Origin of the sequence: Photobacterium sp. SP02, assembly GCF_038519165.1 — a bacterium.
Classification (GTDB): Bacteria; Pseudomonadota; Gammaproteobacteria; order Enterobacterales; family Vibrionaceae; genus Photobacterium; species Photobacterium halotolerans.
This window is the reverse complement of record NZ_JASJOJ010000004.1, coordinates 1-18454: the sequence shown is the minus strand read 5'-3', so window position 1 is coordinate 18454 and position 18454 is coordinate 1. Positions and strand designations below refer to the sequence as shown.

Below are 18454 nucleotides of genomic sequence, written 5' to 3'. Positions count from 1 at the left end.
AAATACAGATAGCCCAAAGGGGCTTTACCGGCCCCTTTTCATATCACTCATGATGAGCTTTGGTTTGCTATTGCGAACCCAGTATTTGATTGCCTTGCGGCGAAGGCTGACCATACATGCCCTGATGGTCATGATACTGTTCAGTCGTCTCTTTCACATGACCGGTAAAGCGCGCCAAAGCGATATAAAACGCACTTAGCCCCGATTTATTCAGGCTAAGTGCGCCCTTTAGTGTGGCCGCCTGCATTGTCAGAGTTTACGGCTGCCTGGCAAATTGCTTCACGCCATCCGGAATGGAGAACCAGTCCTGCTTTTCACTGACCCAGACATGCGCGGTGGGCTGAATCACGCGGGTGTCGCTCAGATTACTGGGTTTGAGTTTAATGGCATCCGGTTGTTCGGGATTAAAGTGGTAGATACGGTTGCCGCAGGTCGGGACCAGTCAGCCATGACTCCCTCGAACACCACATCCTGAGCGTTTACCATCGCGGTAATACTGAACGCACTGGTCGAGAGTTTCTGGCATTCTTTGCAATGGCAGGCAACCACCATGCTGGGTGGGGCAAGCAAGGTATAGGTCACGCCACCACACTGGCAAGCGCCGTGAATGGGGTAAGTCACTTCACTCATTATCTCTCCTTACAATCATGAATGTGCTGAATCACGATGGAGGGCATAAATCGCATGGTCAAGAATACGACCGTTCAGATTCTCACTACGGGTGATCACCCCTTCCAGCGTCATGCCCAGACGTTCTGCGACCGCTCTGCTCGCCGTATTGTCAACCGCGGCTGAAATGACCACTTTTTCCATCGCAAAATGGTCAAACGCCAGGCGGCAAAGATGACGGCATACCCGGGTAATAATGCCCTGTCCCTGAAAATCGGCCGCCAGCCAATATCCGATATCGACCGTTTTCAGGCTGTTATCTATGGTATTAAAGCTGCAGTTGCCGACCAGTTGTCCCTGGAAAAAAATACTGCACACCAGGGATTTTCCCTCTGCGTAATCATGCAACGAGCGACGGATAAAATCGGTGAAATCCGCCTCGGTATTACAGTGTGGCGGCCAGGCCAGCCACTGAGACAAATAATCATAATGCGCATTCACCAGCTCGACATAACGGGCTGCGAAAGACGTCTGAACCAGAACCAGTTCGATATCCTGATCAACGGTCTGACTGAACATCAATGTCATCCTTCAATACTTATACATCCGGTAGCACAATGCCTTGTGCCTTTTCAAATTGCAAATCCTGAGTGGGGTTGCAAGAAGCAACTGCAAAATGCAATTGCCAGACCGAAACTCCGAGTTAAGCCTTTTTCTTGCGTTAACTTTCAAAGACTTGAAACTGAGCACATTCTGGCCTGCAACTTGCTTTATTCATCGCGGTGATCATTCACCACCCGAACTGTGTTGTGTTCAAAAAAATCAGTTTGTGCCAAAGCAAAGCAGCGCCTCAGGGCGCTGCTTTTATATTATGCGTGCATATTGGAAATGATCCGATGCAGATCAGGCTGATTGGTATTCCAGCTCAACGGTTTTGGCGGCAACAGGCAAATATTGTTCGCAGTACAGGGTCATAAAGTCTTCCCGGATTTTTGCCTCCAGTTCAGCCGCCTGCACCGTCGGACAAAACAGCTTAAAGTGCACCTGCTGCTCGCCCGTCGCTGTGGTCGTGATATGAATATGCGGATCCGAACCGGGTAAATCGACCCCGGCATGACGTTCTATCATATGGTTATAACGCCGGGCGATATCGATAAAGTCGGCGATATGCTCGTCAATCTTGTCCAGCAGCACAGGCACCATAGGATAGAGGTTCACCGTTTCTTTTATCGTCACAGTAAAGCCATGATAAACGTAACGTTTCATGAAATTCAGGTTCTTGACCGCCACAGTGAAAAACATACTGTTCGGCAAGGTAATGGTTTTTCCTGTGTAATGGTACTGGCCTTGCTGCAGAGCAATTTCCTGAATCACAGAGGCCATCAGATTATGCTCGATCACCTCGCCGCAGACGGGTCCCACTTCAATCCAGTCGCCGATGCGGAACGAACGGGAACTGGCGCGCTGCAGAGAGCCGGTCATACAGAGAATGATCTCTTTCGATGCCACCACCAGGGCCACCGCGATAGCGGTCAGCGACAGGGCAAACTTGCTGATTTCCGATTCCCATAACAGAAAAAGCGTCAGTAACAATAAAGTGAAGGCACCATTTTTGGTGCGCGAGATCCATTTTCGCTGATCTTCACTGAGAAAATTGGCCTCACCACGAATCCGGGTAATTGTTATCCGGCGAAGTAAGATCACAAGCAGAATAAGACACAAACTTAACAACAACTTATGTGTTAAAAAGTAGGTTACTACTTGCTCTAGATTGTCCAGTAAGGGGATCCACATAATTAGCATTCAACCTGTTTAGTCGATTGTCGTGTCACGCACAGCAGCTGACAGCACACAATATTGACCATAATAATATCAGGTGAAGTCTCGCCCATTGCGCCTTGGCTTGTAAAGCGGATTACGCTTGACCAATGATCTGCCCCTAACAAATTCCTGAATTTACCTTTGCGACACCTGATCGCACCCTATACTGAATACCATAAGATCTTAAAAATTCTGCCTTTTAAGGAGAGACACCTTTAAATCAAGGGGGATGTATTTTACTGAACGCCGTGCTACTGCTGACCATGGCCATGGTACTCTCAGGACTGCTACTGCCGGGCATGCGAAAGAACAAAATCTGGCGGGCCACACTGACACCACTTGCCTCAATCATAGGCAGCGGCTTTCTGGTGATTGCACCACTACTCGGCTATGCCGTCGGATCCTGGAGCACAATTGCAATGCTACTGATTGTCTTGCTGGCTTATTGCATAGGTTGGGTCATTCGGTTCAACATTGCTCAGCTGGATAAAGACGCCAACCCGGCAGCGCCGCTATTAAAAGTCATAGAACATACCAGCAAATTCACACTTTCCATTGCCTACCTGATTTCTATCGCTTTTTACATCAGGTTACTTGCCTCTTTCGTGCTGCATGCATTCAACATGAGCACCCATATAGCCATCGCCAACTCAATCGCAACAGTTTGCCTGTTGTGCATCGCTATCACTGGTGTCTTCCGGGGCTTGAGTGGCATGGAAGTCGCTGAAGAATTTGCGGTCAGCATCAAACTCAGTATCATCGCAGCCCTGCTGGTTGGCCTGACGGCCTATCAGTTCCAAACGCCTGCCGAGTCATTATTTATTCCCTCGGCCCCCGTCAGCGATCCTATCCACGCATTGCGTTTGCTCGCAGGCATGCTCCTGGTGGTTCAAGGATTTGAAACCTCACGTTACCTTGGCAGTGCGTACTCAGCCAGACACCGCATCCAAACAATGAAATATGCCCAGTGGTTATCCGCTTTGATATACCTTGTTTTTGTCACTCTGGCGCATTCTCTGCTTCCAATCAGCAACAGTTCACCGTCAGAAACAGCCATTATCACCATGAGCCAGCAGGTAAGCTTATTGCTGCCCATTTTGTTGACTGTTGCTGCCGTGATGAGCCAGTTCAGTGCCGCCGTTGCAGACACAGCAGGCTTTGGCGGGTTATTTCATGAGGCGATCAAGAAAAAGCACAGCGAGCGCACAGGCTACACGGTTGCCGTCTGTCTTGCCATTGTCCTGATCTGGAGTACCAACCTGTTTTCAATCATCACGCTCGCCTCGCAAGCCTTCGCGCTCTACTACCTCACCCAATGCATGACTGCCTGGTTACTGGCAGGGGAAATTCAGGCAACCACAAAGCGCAGATGGCTCAGGTGTGCTTTCACTCTGCTGGTCATCATTCTGGCGCTGGTGGTGCTTTTTGCTATTCCAGCCGAATCGCTGTAGCAATAGCAGTGAGCCACGCAGACACACACTCAGTGAGGGCTGACATAGTCTGTACGCGGATAGGGTTCTAACTCATAATGGTCTTCCAGAAAATACACCAGATTCACCAACTCAGTCACCGTCATCACATCATTGAAGTTCGGCATCACAGACTGGCCATCAACCTGAATATCTGCCCCATCATAGCCTTCGGCGAGTTTGTGTGAGGGGTTAATCACCGAAGTCACCAGCTCAGGATAAGTCCGGATGCGACTCACCTGTCCACCAAGCTGTACCGGCGTTTGCAGCGCACCGGACAGAGTCTCGGCTTCTGCTTCATAGCCAGCCATCGTGTGGCAACGCAGACATTGGTACTTCACAAAAACCTGTTCGCCCAGCTCAGCATTGCCCTGGGGTAAGCTAAAGCCCTGACTGGATCTGTCACATCCGGACAGCCCTGCAATCGTCACAAATAACGCGGTGAGAACAAAAGTTTTCATTTTCCAGACCTCCGATATCAGGGGAAATCCCCTGTCTGACTGGAAGCAGGTGCCGGCATTGCTGCCCGCACCTGATGTTTATGATATCGCCCTAAGTTTAACGGACTTCAATTTTCCGGACTTCAGGCTCACTTATCGCTGTTTTTGGCATCACCAGACGCAATACACCATCCTGATAGGCCGCATCGATGTCGTGCTCAGCAATATTCGATCCGAACTGGAAAGTGCGCGAATAGCTGTTGTAGCGCCGTTCTGTCAAAACAGCTTGTCCTTCCTGTTTTTTCTCGGTTTCTTCTTTATGTTCAGCGGCAATGGTTAATTTACCGTTGTGGAACGATACCTGAATATCCTCTTTACTGAATCCAGGCAGCTCTGCAGTCAGAACATAATTGTCTTGGGTTTCATGAATATCCACCGCAGGCAATTGACTGGCTTGATTCAAAAAATCACCGCCGAGCACTGGCCGGAAGAAGCCTTGAAACAAGTTGTCAAAATCATTGTCCAGCAGTGAAGGGAAACCACTTTTTTTAACGTCAGTACGCATTTTCAACCTCCTTCCACATAGAAGATTCACCCCCGACGATTTGATCAGGTATAAGTATAATAAGAGGGAGGAAATGCGTCAGGCATCAGACTTGATGTAAATCAAAGTAAGGTGAAAAAACGCGCCCGGCTGAAAACAGACACTGAAAATCTTGATAAAAAGACTAAATATCAACACCTTAAATTATCATACAGAGATAGGGATACGGCTGGCTTATTGCAAGTAAAACCCAGACAAGTCTGGGTTCACTGAGTCGGTGTCAGGTTAAAAGTGATAGCTGATTCCCGCTGAGAACAAATCCACACTCTCCTTGTCCATCTCGAAGCGCTCATATTCGATACGGACAGAAACGGCATCATCCGAATAGGTCGGGTAGTAAATATAACTGGCACCAATCCCATACAGCACATCTGTGCCATCATCCTCTAACAGCGTCTGGCCCTGCATTTTTGCGCTCATATCCCAAGCATGCAGCCCAAGCTTTGCAAACGCTTCAATTTGTGGATGTAAAGGCACAACCCCAAGGACCGCCCCGCCCCAGGTGTCCATTTCCACAGATGCAGAAATCGCCGAACCCTGATGACTCAGTTTTGCTTCACCCAGATTTGCCAAAAAACCTTCAACAGCTGCGTAACGATTGATCCTGTAGCCCAGGAAAAATTTGTAGCCTTTGTCGGTGTCATCGATGGAAAAACCCGCTTCTTCATATTCCGCACGATCAGCGGAGGAAACATCTAATGTTGTCTCGCCATACGCGCCACCGACATATACCATCTTCACGGTATGATGATGCGGCGCCGCCAGGGTCATGCCTGGCAAAAGTAAGATAAAGCCCAGCCCGATACCTTTCATCCAATCGCTCCATGATAAACCACACATGAAAGACTAGTTTCATATCAAGCAGGAACAACTATATTGATTGAAACAGTGAACAATCTCACAGCACCAGCGCTGATGTTCAGCCGACATTGCGCCTTGAAACCATCAGGATATAAGCACGTTACAACATTTCGCCAATCATGCATCCTGAATGCATTAACCGCCCGCCGGCGTAAACAGATGCATCGCATCATGCACCCCCTGAATCAGCATCTGCATCGCGATGACCGTTAGGAGTAACCCCATGATTCGGGTGATCACATTCACGCCGTCTTTCCCCAGAAATGCCACCAGCTTTGGGGCATACAAAAAGCACAGCAAGGTAATCAGGCACAACACCCCGAACGCAGAAATCGTGATCAGAATATGCAGCAGGCTTTCTGCGGCTGAGTAGTTCATGGCGGTTGCTATGGTGCCCGGCCCCGCCAGAATCGGGATCGCCAGCGGCGAAATAGAGACGTCCTCAGCCGCCTTGCTGGGGCTCTGTGTCTGCAAGGAAGAACTGCTTCCCTGCAGCATGTGATAACCCACCATAAAGACTAATATTCCCCCGGCCATTCTCAGCGCCGGTAAAGTGATCCCGAACAGCTGGAATATCCCTTTTCCGAGCAGACTGAACGCCGCAACAATGAAAAACGCAGCAGTCAGCGCCTTGATGGCCGTTTGCTTCTTTTCATGCGGGGATTGGCTGGCGGTCAGCCCGGTAAATACCGCCGTATTGGCGATCGGGTTCATGATGGCAAAAAAGCCCATGAACACCGTTACCCCTAAAGTCACCAGATCGATCATATCGCTTCCTTGTCTTCACCGTGCAGAAACCCATGTCATTTTTTATCCTGACGTTCACTGATCATTGCCGGATCCGTTAAGGATACAACAACAACCATTTGTCAGATCTGAATCAACCCGTCGCACAGAGAAAACGCTCGGTTACTCTGTGTCAACAGCGCCGCAGATATTGCGGAGCTATATGGCCGCTTTTCTGTGCGCTCGTCGTGTTATGTTCCATACTCTGAATTTAGCTGCGAGAATATTGCAAGAGTCAGTATGAAACCGGACTTACTGAATCACGACATCCCCATTTACGCTAAAACCGCCTTGCTGGCAGGTGAAAAGCATTTGCTTGAAATGACATCACGAAACGCCCCACTTCCGCACATTCTCCACGTTTTGTGTCAACTTGTAGAGCAGACTATCGCCGACTGTCGCTGCAGTATAGTCGTACTGGATAGCAGAGGTTCCCGTTTACAGTATTGTGTCGCCCCCAGTATCCCAACAGGATATAGCGAATTTCTCCATGGCCAGACGGTACAGTCTGCAGCAGGCCCCTGTGCGATTGCAGCCAAACTAAAAGAACAGGTTATCATTGCCGATATTACAAAAGAATCCCATCCAAATCTGCATGCCTGGTGCCGCCATGCATTGGCTTATGATCTACACGCCTGCTGGTCAACGCCCATTTTGTCATCAGCCGATGCCGCGCTGGGCAGTTTCGCTATTTATTATCAACAACCGTGCCTACCGACATTGTTACAGCAACAGCTGATAAAAAAGTTTGTACATCTGGCCAGCATTGCCATTGAACGTACTCAGATACAAGACAAGTTGCTGCGCAGCGAAGCATCGCTGGCAAGAGCGCAACGGCTCAGTGCTACCGGTAGTTTTAGCTATTACCCAATTAGTGGCGAAATCATTTTTTCCGCCGAAACCCGCCGAATTTACGAATTTGAACCTGACGGCTATATCTCACCAATTATGGTACGCGAGAGGATACATCCGGACGATGTCGCTTTGTTCCTTCATATGCTGTTTGGCCAGCAGCAGGATTTCAGCTTCGAATGCCGCTTATTGTTACCCGATGGTCGGGTAAAGCACCTGCAGGTGGCGGCCAATGCGTTACGTAATGAAACGGGCGAATTAGTGGAATGGGCCGGAGCGGTGCAGGATATCAGTGATCGAATTCAATCTGCGGCGGCATTAAAAGCATCAGAGAAGCTGGCACGGGATCAGTTACAAGCGCTGACCCACATGCTGGACTCACTGGCGCAGGAGACTGAGCCGGATAAGCTGATCGAACATGCACTTCGCACCATCACCACACAATTGGGGGCGACTAGCTGCTGTGTCTGGTTGCAAGATACCGGCTCACCACTGTTCGCCTTTGCATACGGCTTTGAGCAAGACAAATTACTTGATCGCGATAATGCAAGTTTAAGCAGTATTTTTCCCGTACTGGATTTACAGCAACACTGGCCACACCTGCGCCAGACCCGACAGCCAGTGGTGCTAACCGATATTCGCAATATGAACGATTTCCCCTGTCGTCAGCATCAGTTAGATCTTGGCGTGCAGACCATGCTAATCGTGCCGGTGCTGGTTTCAGGTGAAGTAGAAGGGCTCCTTGCCACAGGATTCACTGGGTTGCGGCAATTTTTGCCGGAAGAACTGATGTTATCGCAGGCTCTTGCACAGCAGACGATGCTGGTACTGCAGCTGTCCCGACTTTCTGTCTGTAATCAGGAAGCTGCAGTGATAGCTGAACGTTGTCGGCTAGCGCGTGACATTCACGATACGCTGGCACAAGGAATGACAGGTGTGATCCTGCAGTTGGAAGCGGCTGCTGATGTACTGAACAGTAGTCAGCCCGGACAACTGGAGCAACATATACAACAAGCAAACGATTTGGCCAGACAAAGTTTGCACGAAGCCAAGCGTTCGGTGCAGGCATTAAGGCCGCTGGTATTGGAAGAAAAAAACTTGAGCATTGCTTTAAGGGAACTGTGCCATTTAATCTTGAGTGGGCAGCAAATCCGACTGCAATACATCGAACAGGGAACCGCTCCGAGCCTACCACAGATACTAGAAGATAATATTTTACGTATCGTGCAAGAAGTACTGACCAACTGTCTTCGCTATGCTGCTGCTAGCGAGTTTGCGCTCAGTGCACGTTATTCAGTCTGCGATGTGCAACTGATCATGCAAGATAATGGCTGTGGTTTTGATTTACATCGAACCAACGACGGTTACGGCCTGATAGGCATTCGCGAACGTGCACAACTGATGGGGGCTGAGGTGCATATTTACAGTGCACCCGGCGCAGGAACACGGCTGGAACTGCGTTTATCGCTATAAATTTCAAACTCAAGGAGAGCACGAATGTCATCGTTTCAGTCACAAAGCGGACAATGTATACGGGTACTGATTGCAGACGACCACGTGACTGTGCTTGAGGGGCTGGCAGCAATTATCGGCCGCCAGCAGGATATGTGTGTGGTAGCCCAAGCGTCTGACGGGGCTATGGCAGTGGCACTATGGCAACAACATAAGCCTGATATTGCCTTGCTGGACATGCGGATGCCCCACTTAGATGGCGCCAGCGCTATTGCTGAGATCCGTCGGCTGGACACGAGCGCGCGGGTGATTTTGCTGACTACCTTTAATACCGACAATGATATCTGCCGGGCAATAAAAGCTGGTGCTAAAGGGTATTTGCAAAAAGAAGCGCGTCGTGAAGAACTGCTGCAATGTATTCGTACCGTACATGCCGGCCAACTGGCTTTTCCTGCCGACGTCACCATCAGGCTGGCCAGTGAATTGACAGAACAGCCGTTGACAGAACGAGAACAGGCCGTATTAGCGCTGCTCGCCTCAGGTAAAAGCAATCGCGAGATGGCGGCGATCCTGTTTATCAGTGAAACGACGGTAAAATCACACCTGCGTAATATTTTCAATAAATTGAACGTAATTAGTCGCACTGAGGCGATTGCAACAGCCTTGCGCCGAGGCCTTATCCAAATCTGAAACGCATTCCCCCTGCTGACCTCAGCCAAAAGAACGATATTCACTTCATCCTTTTTCGACAGTTTCAAAGCACTCTTTGGAAGCATGGCGATTTGATGCGTTTTGCCAGATGCTTAGTCTGGGGCTCAGTCAAGCTATGTGCAGTGTTTGCTTCAATCGTTGGTTTGGCAGAGCAAAGTGTGTCTTGCGATGCTTACCAAGGAATAACCTATGAACAACAACCTCCCACTGTCGCGACCTGTCAATGTGCCACGACGGCAATTTCTGAAAACTGGCGCTGGCCTGGCTGCGGCGGCGGGTCTGACAGCAGTATCTTCAGCTAATCCTTCTCAGAACGCCACAACGCAAGGAGACCAGACTATGAGCATGATCACGACTTCTGATGGCACCCAGATTTACTACAAAGACTGGGGAAAGGGCCAACCGATTCTTTTTAGTCATGGCTGGCCACTGAGCAGCGATGACTGGGATAACCAGCTGGTGTTTTTTGGTCACCAGGGATATAGAGTGATTGCACATGATCGACGAAGTCATGGTCGTTCATCTCAAACTTGGCACGGCAATAATATGGATCAGTATGCAGACGATCTTGCCGAGTTAATCAATCAACTGGATCTGAACAATCTGATTATGATTGGTCACTCAACCGGCGGTGGTGAAGTGGCACATTATCTTGGCCGACATGGTACCGACCGGGTTGCCAAAGTGGTGTTGGTTGGGGCTGTTCCTCCCTTGATGCTCAAAACAGAAAATAACCCTAAAGGATTACCGATCGATGTGTTTGACGGCATCCGCGAAGGCACGCTGGAAAATCGATCTCAGTTCTATAAAGACGTGACAATGCCGTTCTACGGTTACAATCGCTCTGGGGCGAAAGTATCCGAAGGGGTGCGTGAAGCATTCTGGCTGCAAGGCATGATGGGGGGCTTAAAAGGTCAGCTTGATTGTATCCACGAATTTTCGGAAGTCGACTACAGCGACGACCTGAAGAAAATAGACAAACCTACGTTGATTTTGCATGGCGATGATGACCAAATTGTCCCCATTGAGGCTTCCGCACTGGAATCAGCCAAACTGGTCAAACACGCCACACTCAAAATATATAAAGGCTCATCTCACGGCTTGGCCAAAATTGAAGCTGAGCGCTTTAACCAGGACGTGTTGGCTTTCATCAAAGGCTGACAACTTACCTAACCATCATTTTACGGCATTATAGGCGTGTTACTGCAATGACAAAAACGGGACTCATCGTCATTGATATACAGTGTGACTATTTTCGCAGTGGATTATCGGCCTTACATAAGTTCAAGCAGGCCGCTGTCAGATACGGATTCAATAACACCGCAGCATATTTAACGGGGTCAGTGCTGAGGTACAAGCTTACTATATTGCCAATTGTCAGATAACCGATACTGAGAATTGCGCCGCACTGGCGCAGTGCTTGCAACGCAACACCTGTTCAACAGGAAGAGTTCAATGGATATTTTTTTACTGATCCATGTGGTGCTGAGCATTATTGCTCTTATTACTGGTTTTATTACTATGCTGTCCATACTGGCAGCTAAGCATCTAAAAGGCTGGACCACACTATTTCTTCTAACTTCCCTGGCAACCAGCCTGACCGGTTTTATCCTACCAGCCGACCAACTGCTGCCATCGCATATCATTGGGTTACTATCATTGCTGACGCTAGGACTGGCAATCCACGCCTGGTACATAAAAAAACTGCAGCTCCGCTGGCGTGCCACTTATGCCATTACGGCTACCATTACTTTATATTTCAATACCTTTGTTGCGGTGGTACAGATTTTTCTAAAAATACCCGGATTACGTGCTCTGGCACCCACCCAGACTGAATTCCCCTTCATTACGGTACAAACACTGGTATTCCTGCTGTTTGTCGTTATCGGTTTTAAGGCAACAAAGCGATTACCGGCACTGCCGCCAACTGCCACTAAAATACGCCAGAGGACTTAACAGCTATCCGCTTTATATCAACGTGTATACAAGGAGCAAACTATGCAACTCAACGATGCAGTCGTTTTTATCAGCGGCGCCAACCGTGGGCTAGGCCTCGCCTTTGCTACCGAAGCACTGGCCCGCGGAGCGCGCAAAGTGTATGCCGGGGCGCGCGATCCCAAAAGTGTCACCTTACCGGGGGTGATTGCCGTAAAGCTGGATGTGACCAGTGAAGAAGATATTGCCAGTGCTGTCGCGCAGTGCACCGATGTGACCCTACTGATCAATAATGCGGGTATTGCCGAAACGGGCAGCTTTTTAAACATAGGTGCTGAAGCGATGTTTCAGCGCCAATTAGATGTCAATGTGCTGGGGCCACTACGCTTAACCCGGGCATTTGCGCCAGTGCTCGCGCAACATGGCGGCGGCGCAATTATCAACGTGTTGTCTGTGGGCAGCTGGATCACTGGGCCTTTGCTGGCAACATATGCAGCAACCAAATCGGCGGCCTGGTCATTAACCAATGCACTGCGTCAGGAGCTGACAGCCCAGCATACCCATGTGCTAGGTTTACACGCTGGTTTTATTGATACCGATCTGACGACCGGCATAGATGCCCCCAAAGTCACAGCAGGATCCGTGGTCAATGCCGCTTTTGACGGTTTGCAGCAGGGGGATATGCAAGTGCTGGCAGATGATATTACGAAGCAGGTGCACCAAGCATTATCGCCGCACCCGCAAGTTTATTTACTGGCTGCAGAATGATGCCCTCGCACGGCATTAAACACGAAAGCGGAGAAGAAAAAGGCTTAAGCTCGCTTCTCGCAGGTTGATGACAAGAAAAAAGCGAGCGTAAGTTTTTGAGCGGCAGAAACGACAAAGCCCCGACTTTCGTCGAGGCTTTGTCGTTGAAGTTGGTGCCCGGGGCCGGACTTGAACCGGCACAGTGTTACCACCGGCGGATTTTGAATCCGCTGCGTCTACCAATTTCGCCACCCGGGCAATGACGCTGATTATACGTATACGGTGTTGATGTGCAAGCGACTTTATGAAGAGCGATCGATCGTTTGCTGCTTTTTTCGTCGCTCCGGCATTTTTCACAGCATTCCGTTGCCAATCCAATCGACACTATCTGTTGCAATCGCACGGTAACGCGCAACTTGAGTACCCTGAGCCTGGAACTATTGCTACACTGTGCCGCAGTTTTTTAGGGCAGGTAGGCTTGCCTGCTCTCTTTACTCTTTGTGGTGGAACCATGGCAACAACAGTGAAAAAGGACATGACGCAAACCAAACAATACCCGGGGCTGTTTCGCCGCATCGGGGCCTGGATTTATGACGCACTGGTCGTCGCTGCGGTGCTGATGCTGGCAGGTGGTCTTGCCATGGCCGTGATTGCGCTGCTGCTCAGCAGTGGCGCACTGAGCCTGGGGAACTATGCCGATGCCAGTGAATACCTCACCCGACACCCGGTTGCTGCACCGATATACTCTGTGTATCTGGGGGGAACCATAGTCGCCTTCTTTGGCTATTTCTGGTGTAAGGCTGGCCAGACGCTGGGCATGCGCGCCTGGAAGCTGCGCATTCAAAATGCCGATGGTTCAAATATCCGTTTTACCCAGGCCCTGATCCGCATGGCAACATCAGCCTTTGGTCTGGGCAATTTGCTGGTGCCTTTCAGCCACACCAAACAGTCGCTGCAGGATTTGATGGCCGAATGTGAAATGGTGTTACTGCCAAAGCCCAACTGATCGGCAGATCAAACGCACAAAAAAGGCGCCCAAACGGCGCCTTTTGCGTTACTGCGATTGCATCTAAAGCTTGCGCCGCAGCAGATAGAGGGTAATAAACAGGAACACTAAACTCGGCCCCAACGCGCCAATCACCGGGTGCAAACGGTACACCATACTCAGCGGGCCGAACACTTCATTAGAAATGTAGAAAGCAAACCCGAAGATCACCCCGGACAGCACCCGCGCGCCCATCGTCACGGAACGTAACGGACCGAAAACAAAAGACAGTGCCAGCAGCATCATGACGGCGATTGAGAACGGCTGCAGGGCTTTACGCCAGAAAGCGAGCTCGTAACGGGAAGCATCTTGCTTGGTGTCTTTTAAATACTGCACATAGTCATAGACGCCAGAGAGGGCCAGTTCCTCCGGTTTGACTGTGACCACCGCCAGCTTATCCGGGGTCAGACTGGTCTGCCAGATTTTGGTGTCGTAATGGGTATTTTCCTGCTTTTCTTCGCCAATATGGGTCACAGTGACATCTTTCAGCTCCCAGCCTTGTCCGTCGAGAAAAGTCGCAGAGCGGGCGAACAAACTGTCTTTCAGCACGTCTTTTTCATCAAATTCCCAGATGTTTATCGCGTTGAGATTGGTCTGCTCATGAATCCGGCCAATGTAAATAAAGTCGTTATCATCTTTAGCCCAGACCCCGCGCTGTACCGAAAACACATTGCCGCCAGAGGTCCAGATCGCACGTAATTCCCGCGCTGCTTTCTGCGCCTCCGGCGCTCCCCACTGCCCCAGCACCATCACCAGCAGCATCAGTGGCACAGCGGTTTTCAGTACCGACAGACCGATGTCCAGTTTAGAAAAGCCTGCGGCCTGCATGACCACCAGCTCTGAGCTGGACGCCAGTGTCCCCAGACCGATCAGCGCTCCCAGCAACACCGCCATCGGGAAGAACATTTCGATATCACGTGGCGCGCTGAGCAGCACAAAGAGCAGTGCTTTCCAGAGATCGTACGTCCCGTCGCCCACTTTACGCAGCTGTTCCACGTATTTGATGATGGCTGACAGGCCCACCAGGGTCGACAGCGTCAGGGCAGAAGTGGCAATAATGGTACGGCCAATGTACCAGTCGAGAATTTTAAACATCAGCCGCGTCTCCGGAATTTGTCTCTGAATTGTCGCATTGGCAGCGAATCCCAGCTATTGAGTCCAATTGCCACGAACAGCATGAGAATATTAATACTCCACAAGCCAACACCGACCGGCAGCCCACCATCTTCCACCGCCGATTTCGCTGCGCTGATCGCCAGGAAATAACAAAGATAGATCAGCACCGCAGGCACCAGTTTGGCAAAACGGCCCTGACGCGGATTCACCGCCGATAAAGGCACCACCACCATAGTCAGCAGCGGGATACAGATCACCAGAGACATCCGCCACTGGAACTCGGCCTGGGCCGCCAGTTCTGGCCGCTGCATCAGGGCCAGGGTCGGCAAGGCATCCCAGTCACGATCTTTTTCTTTGATTGCGCGCTGGCCGATCACCGCCTGATAATTATCAAAAGCCGTGATGGAATAGTCCAGACGGGTCGGCAGCCCTTCATAGCGAACGCCGTCCTGCAAATCGAGGACCTGGCGGCCATCTTTGAGTACATCCACAGTACCGCTGTTGGCAAACATCACACTGGGGCGCAATGTGTCACTGGCGGTCGGCTGTGCGACGAATACCCGGTGCAGCTTGCTGCCCTTGTCAGAAATATCATCGACAAAGACCACGCCACGGCCATCCGGTGCGCCCTGAAACTGGCCTTTCACCAGCAGATCCAGCCCAGAATCGGCTTCCACCTTTTCCATGACCTGGGTTTCTTTTTCGGCACTCCAGGGCGCCAGCCACAGCGCATTGAACGCCGCAATGGCCCCTGTGATAATCGCAAGCCACAATGCTGCCCGGATCAGGAAAGTATTCCCGATACCGGTTGCATTCATTACCGTGATTTCACTTTCGGCATATAATCGTCCAAAAGTGAGCAGGATCCCGATATATAAACTCAGCGGCAGCATCAGCATCGCCATCGAGGGCATGTAAAGCCCCATCAGGGTCAGGACCAGATCACCGGGAATGGATCCGTCTGTCGCATCAGCCAGAATGCGGATAAACTTCTGACTGATAAAGATAAGAAACAATACAAAAAGGACCGCGACCTGGCTCTTGATTGTCTCACGTGTCAAATAACGAACAATAATCACGCGTTATATACCCATAGAAAACTTGTTTTTTTGCTGGAATCACTATAATTTTCCGGTAAATCAGTTATTTTTTTATCTTTCGGCTAACTGTCAGCCTGCACTTTGATCTTAACCTGAATTCAAGAACCAACAAGTAAGTGCGGTATTATCTAACATTTAGCCCTAATTGTCTTTATAGGATGTAGGAGTACGCATGGAGTTCAGTGTAAAAAGTGGTAGCCCCGAGAAACAGCGCAGTGCCTGTATCGTCGTTGGCGTCTTTGAACCACGCCGCCTCTCTCCAATTGCTGAACAACTGGATAAGATCAGCGAGGGTTACATCAGTTCCCTGCTGCGTCGTGGTGATCTGGAAGGAAAGCCTGGCCAGATGCTGTTGCTTCACCATGTCCCGAACGTTCTTTCCGAGCGCGTTCTGCTCGTTGGCTGTGGTAAAGAGCGTGAGCTGGATGAACGTCAGTACAAACAAATTATTAAGCAAACTATTAGCACGCTGAATGAAACCGGGTCAATGGAAGCCGTCTGCTTCCTGACTGAACTGCACGTTAAAGGCCGCGATACCTACTGGAAAGTCCGTCAGGCGGTTGAGACCACCAAAGACAGCCTCTACACCTTTAACCAGTTCAAGAGCACCAAGCCGGAAACCCGCCGCCCGCTGCGCAAGCTGGTGTTCAATGTGCCGACCCGCCGCGAACTGTCACTGGGTGAGCGTGCTATCAGCCATGGTCTGGCGATCGCTTCAGGTGTCCGCGCAGCGAAAGATCTGGGCAATATGCCGCCTAACGTGGCGAATCCAGCCTACCTGGCCTCCCAGGCCCGCCGACTGGCAGACGACTTCGACACCGTCAGCACCAAAATCATTGGCGAGCAGGAAATGAAAGAGCTGGGCATGACCTCGTATCTGGCCGTGGGCCAGGGCTCGAAAAATGAAGCCATGATGTCGATCATTGAGTACAAAGGCCATCCAGACCCGAATGCCAAGCCGCTGGTGCTGGTCGGTAAAGGGTTGACGTTTGACTCAGGCGGTATTTCCATCAAACCGTCAGCCAACATGGACGAAATGAAATACGACATGTGCGGCGCAGCAACCGTCTTCGGTGCCATGCGCTCCCTGGCGAAACTGAATCTGCCCATCAATGTGATCGGCGTGCTGGCAGGCTGTGAAAACATGCCGGGCGGCAATGCCTACCGTCCGGGTGACATTCTGACCACCATGTCAGGACAAACCGTGGAAGTGCTCAATACCGACGCCGAAGGCCGTCTGGTACTGTGTGACGCACTGACTTACGTTGAGCGCTTTGAGCCTGAGTGCGTGATTGACGTCGCCACCCTGACCGGCGCCTGTGTGGTCGCCCTGGGCAATCACATCAGCGGTCTGATGGCTAACCATAACCCGCTGGCCCATGAGCTGGTCAACGCCTCGGAACAGGCCGGTGACCGCGCATGGCGTCTGCCAATGAACGATGAATACCAGGAACAGCTGGCAAGTCCGTTTGCAGATCTGGCCAACATTGGTACACCGGGCGCGGGTACGATTACCGCGGGGTGCTTCCTGTCGCGCTTCACCAAGAAGTATAACTGGGCGCACCTGGATATCGCCGGGACGGCCTGGACAGGCGGCAAAAACAAAGGCGCCACCGGACGTCCGGTCCCTTTGCTGGTCCAGTTCCTGCTCAACCGGGCCGGGCTGGAAAACCTCGATTAACCATCATCGACAGAGGGGCCAGCCGGCCCCTTTTTTCGGATAAGACATTATGAGCCATGCTACCTTTTATATCATTGACGACGCCGCACCGGAGGCGAGGCTGAAACTGGCCGGTCAGCAAGCAGCATGGTGGTATCAGCAAGGCCAGTCTGTGTTCCTGCTGGCGGAAACCCGTGCGCAGGCCGAATGGCTGGACGAATACCTCTGGCAGCAAGATCCCGACAACTTCGTGCCCCACAACCTGATTGGAGAAGGCCCCAGACAGGGTTCTCCGGTTGAAATCGGCTGGCCCGGCCTGCGACACAGCGGCCGCCGGGCAATCCTGATCAATCTCAGTCAGGATGCACCAAATTTTGCCGTGACCTTTGCACAAGTGGTAGACTTCGTGCCTTGCGATGAAAAACTCAAGCAGCAGGCCCGCGAACGCTATAAAGCGTACCGGTTGGCAGGCATTCAATTGCAGACCACACCTGCGCCTGAATCGCCCTAATTCCACCTAGATCCATCAAGAGCGCTATGGAAAAGACATACAACCCACAATCGATTGAACAAGCGCTGTACAAGCGCTGGGAAGAGGCAGGTTACTTCAAGCCTCACGGTGACACGACGAAAGATGCCTACAGCATCATGATCCCACCGCCAAACGTCACGGGCAGCCTGCACATGGGCCACGCGTTCCAGGATTCCATCATGGATACCCTGATCCGCTGTGAGCGCATGAAAGGTAAAAACACCCTGTGGCAGGTCGGTACTGACCACGCGGGTATCGCGACTCAGATGGTTGTGGAGCGTAAGATCGCCGCAGAAGAAGGCAAAACCAAGCACGATTACGGTCGTGATGCCTTCATCGACAAGATCTGGGAATGGAAAGGCGAATCCGGCGGCACCATTACCAAGCAGCTGCGCCGTCTGGGCGCCTCAGTTGACTGGGATCGCGAACGCTTCACCATGGACGAAGGGCTGTCGAACGCCGTGCGTGAAGTCTTCGTGCGCCTGTATGAAGACGATCTGATTTACCGCGGCAAACGCCTGGTTAACTGGGATCCGAAACTGCACACCGCGATTTCCGATCTGGAAGTTGAGAACAAAGACAAGAAGGGCCACATGTGGCACTTCCGCTACCCGCTGGCCGACGGTGTCAAAACCGCAGACGGGAAAGACTACATCGTGGTTGCGACCACCCCAGCTGGCAAACTGCGCTGGAGGCCGCCTGGCAGCAAAAATA

At 51.1% G+C, this 18454-nt stretch carries 18 protein-coding genes, 1 tRNA gene and 1 pseudogene; 10 read left to right on the top strand and 10 right to left on the bottom strand.

All coding sequences use genetic code 11. The features are described from left to right. Positions 1-256: 256 nt before the first annotated feature. From P0Y67_RS02780 to P0Y67_RS02770, 3 genes and pseudogenes are all read right to left on the bottom strand, one after another. Positions 257-621: pseudogene (locus P0Y67_RS02780) on the bottom strand (GFA family protein). Positions 622-645: 24 nt separating this feature from the next. Then, positions 646-1188 carry a GNAT family N-acetyltransferase gene (locus tag P0Y67_RS02775; RefSeq protein ID WP_342390656.1) on the bottom strand — a complete coding sequence of 181 codons (543 nt, stop codon included), beginning with the start codon at positions 1186-1188 and terminating at the stop codon, positions 646-648. 324 nt (positions 1189-1512) lie between these two features. Continuing rightward, positions 1513-2388 carry a mechanosensitive ion channel family protein gene (locus tag P0Y67_RS02770; RefSeq protein ID WP_337114554.1) on the bottom strand — a complete coding sequence of 292 codons (876 nt, stop codon included), beginning with the start codon at positions 2386-2388 and terminating at the stop codon, positions 1513-1515. A 290-nt stretch (positions 2389-2678) separates the two neighbouring features. Between P0Y67_RS02770 and P0Y67_RS02765 the strand changes: the two genes are divergently transcribed. Then, positions 2679-3881, top strand: a complete 1203-nt coding sequence (locus tag P0Y67_RS02765; protein ID WP_342390655.1) for a hypothetical protein — start codon at positions 2679-2681, stop codon at positions 3879-3881. Between the two features lie 29 nt (positions 3882-3910). Here the strand turns inward: P0Y67_RS02765 and P0Y67_RS02760 are convergent, their stop codons facing one another. From P0Y67_RS02760 to P0Y67_RS02745, 4 genes are all read right to left on the bottom strand, one after another. Next, a complete protein-coding gene (locus P0Y67_RS02760) occupies positions 3911-4360 on the bottom strand; it encodes a cytochrome C (RefSeq protein ID WP_342390654.1) in 450 nt (149 codons plus the stop codon). Positions 4361-4457: 97 nt separating this feature from the next. Next, entirely contained in the window at positions 4458-4904 is a 447-nt protein-coding gene (locus P0Y67_RS02755; protein ID WP_337114348.1) for an Hsp20/alpha crystallin family protein, read from the bottom strand. A gap of 264 nt (positions 4905-5168) precedes the next feature. After that, positions 5169-5756 (bottom strand): outer membrane beta-barrel protein, encoded by a 588-nt coding sequence (locus tag P0Y67_RS02750; protein ID WP_342390653.1) that lies wholly within the window; start codon positions 5754-5756, stop codon positions 5169-5171. 183 nt (positions 5757-5939) lie between these two features. Continuing rightward, positions 5940-6572 (bottom strand): MarC family protein, encoded by a 633-nt coding sequence (locus P0Y67_RS02745; RefSeq protein WP_342390652.1) that lies wholly within the window; start codon positions 6570-6572, stop codon positions 5940-5942. A 258-nt stretch (positions 6573-6830) separates the two neighbouring features. On the opposite strand from P0Y67_RS02745, the gene P0Y67_RS02740 reads away from it, so the two are divergent. From P0Y67_RS02740 to P0Y67_RS02720, 5 genes are all read left to right on the top strand, one after another. Continuing rightward, positions 6831-8915: a GAF domain-containing protein gene (locus tag P0Y67_RS02740; protein ID WP_342390651.1), complete on the top strand. Its 2085-nt coding sequence runs from the start codon at positions 6831-6833 to the stop codon at positions 8913-8915. Between the two features lie 24 nt (positions 8916-8939). Further along, entirely contained in the window at positions 8940-9584 is a 645-nt protein-coding gene (locus P0Y67_RS02735) for a response regulator transcription factor (RefSeq protein ID WP_342390650.1), read from the top strand. A gap of 210 nt (positions 9585-9794) precedes the next feature. Continuing rightward, positions 9795-10766 carry an alpha/beta fold hydrolase gene (locus P0Y67_RS02730; RefSeq protein ID WP_342390649.1) on the top strand — a complete coding sequence of 324 codons (972 nt, stop codon included), beginning with the start codon at positions 9795-9797 and terminating at the stop codon, positions 10764-10766. Positions 10767-11060: 294 nt separating this feature from the next. Further along, a complete protein-coding gene (locus P0Y67_RS02725) occupies positions 11061-11561 on the top strand; it encodes a hypothetical protein (protein ID WP_342390648.1) in 501 nt (166 codons plus the stop codon). Positions 11562-11603: 42 nt separating this feature from the next. After that, positions 11604-12308, top strand: coding sequence for an SDR family oxidoreductase (locus tag P0Y67_RS02720; RefSeq protein WP_342390647.1), 705 nt, complete (start codon positions 11604-11606; stop codon positions 12306-12308). Positions 12309-12458: 150 nt separating this feature from the next. Here the strand turns inward: P0Y67_RS02720 and P0Y67_RS02715 are convergent. Beyond that, positions 12459-12545: transfer RNA gene (locus P0Y67_RS02715), tRNA-Leu, on the bottom strand. 253 nt (positions 12546-12798) lie between these two features. Here P0Y67_RS02715 and P0Y67_RS02710 point away from each other — a divergent pair. Continuing rightward, positions 12799-13293: an RDD family protein gene (locus P0Y67_RS02710; RefSeq protein WP_342390646.1), complete on the top strand. Its 495-nt coding sequence runs from the start codon at positions 12799-12801 to the stop codon at positions 13291-13293. Positions 13294-13356: 63 nt separating this feature from the next. Here P0Y67_RS02710 and lptG read toward each other — a convergent pair whose 3' ends face one another. Both lptG and lptF read right to left on the bottom strand, forming a co-directional pair. Continuing rightward, positions 13357-14427: an LPS export ABC transporter permease LptG gene (lptG, locus tag P0Y67_RS02705; RefSeq protein ID WP_337114353.1), complete on the bottom strand. Its 1071-nt coding sequence runs from the start codon at positions 14425-14427 to the stop codon at positions 13357-13359. Then, complete coding sequence (gene lptF / locus P0Y67_RS02700; RefSeq protein ID WP_342390645.1) at positions 14427-15527, bottom strand: LPS export ABC transporter permease LptF; 1101 nt, start codon at positions 15525-15527, stop codon at positions 14427-14429. The genes lptG and lptF overlap by 1 nt, the downstream gene beginning before the upstream one ends. A 193-nt stretch (positions 15528-15720) precedes the next feature. On the opposite strand from lptF, the gene pepA reads away from it, so the two are divergent. The 3 genes from pepA to P0Y67_RS02685 form a co-directional block, all read left to right on the top strand. Beyond that, positions 15721-17229: a leucyl aminopeptidase gene (gene pepA, locus P0Y67_RS02695; protein WP_120511720.1), complete on the top strand. Its 1509-nt coding sequence runs from the start codon at positions 15721-15723 to the stop codon at positions 17227-17229. A 49-nt stretch (positions 17230-17278) separates the two neighbouring features. Then, positions 17279-17719: a DNA polymerase III subunit chi gene (locus tag P0Y67_RS02690; RefSeq protein WP_337114355.1), complete on the top strand. Its 441-nt coding sequence runs from the start codon at positions 17279-17281 to the stop codon at positions 17717-17719. Between the two features lie 26 nt (positions 17720-17745). Next, on the top strand, positions 17746-18454 hold a 709-nt coding region (locus P0Y67_RS02685; RefSeq protein WP_342390644.1), incomplete at its 3' end, for a class I tRNA ligase family protein.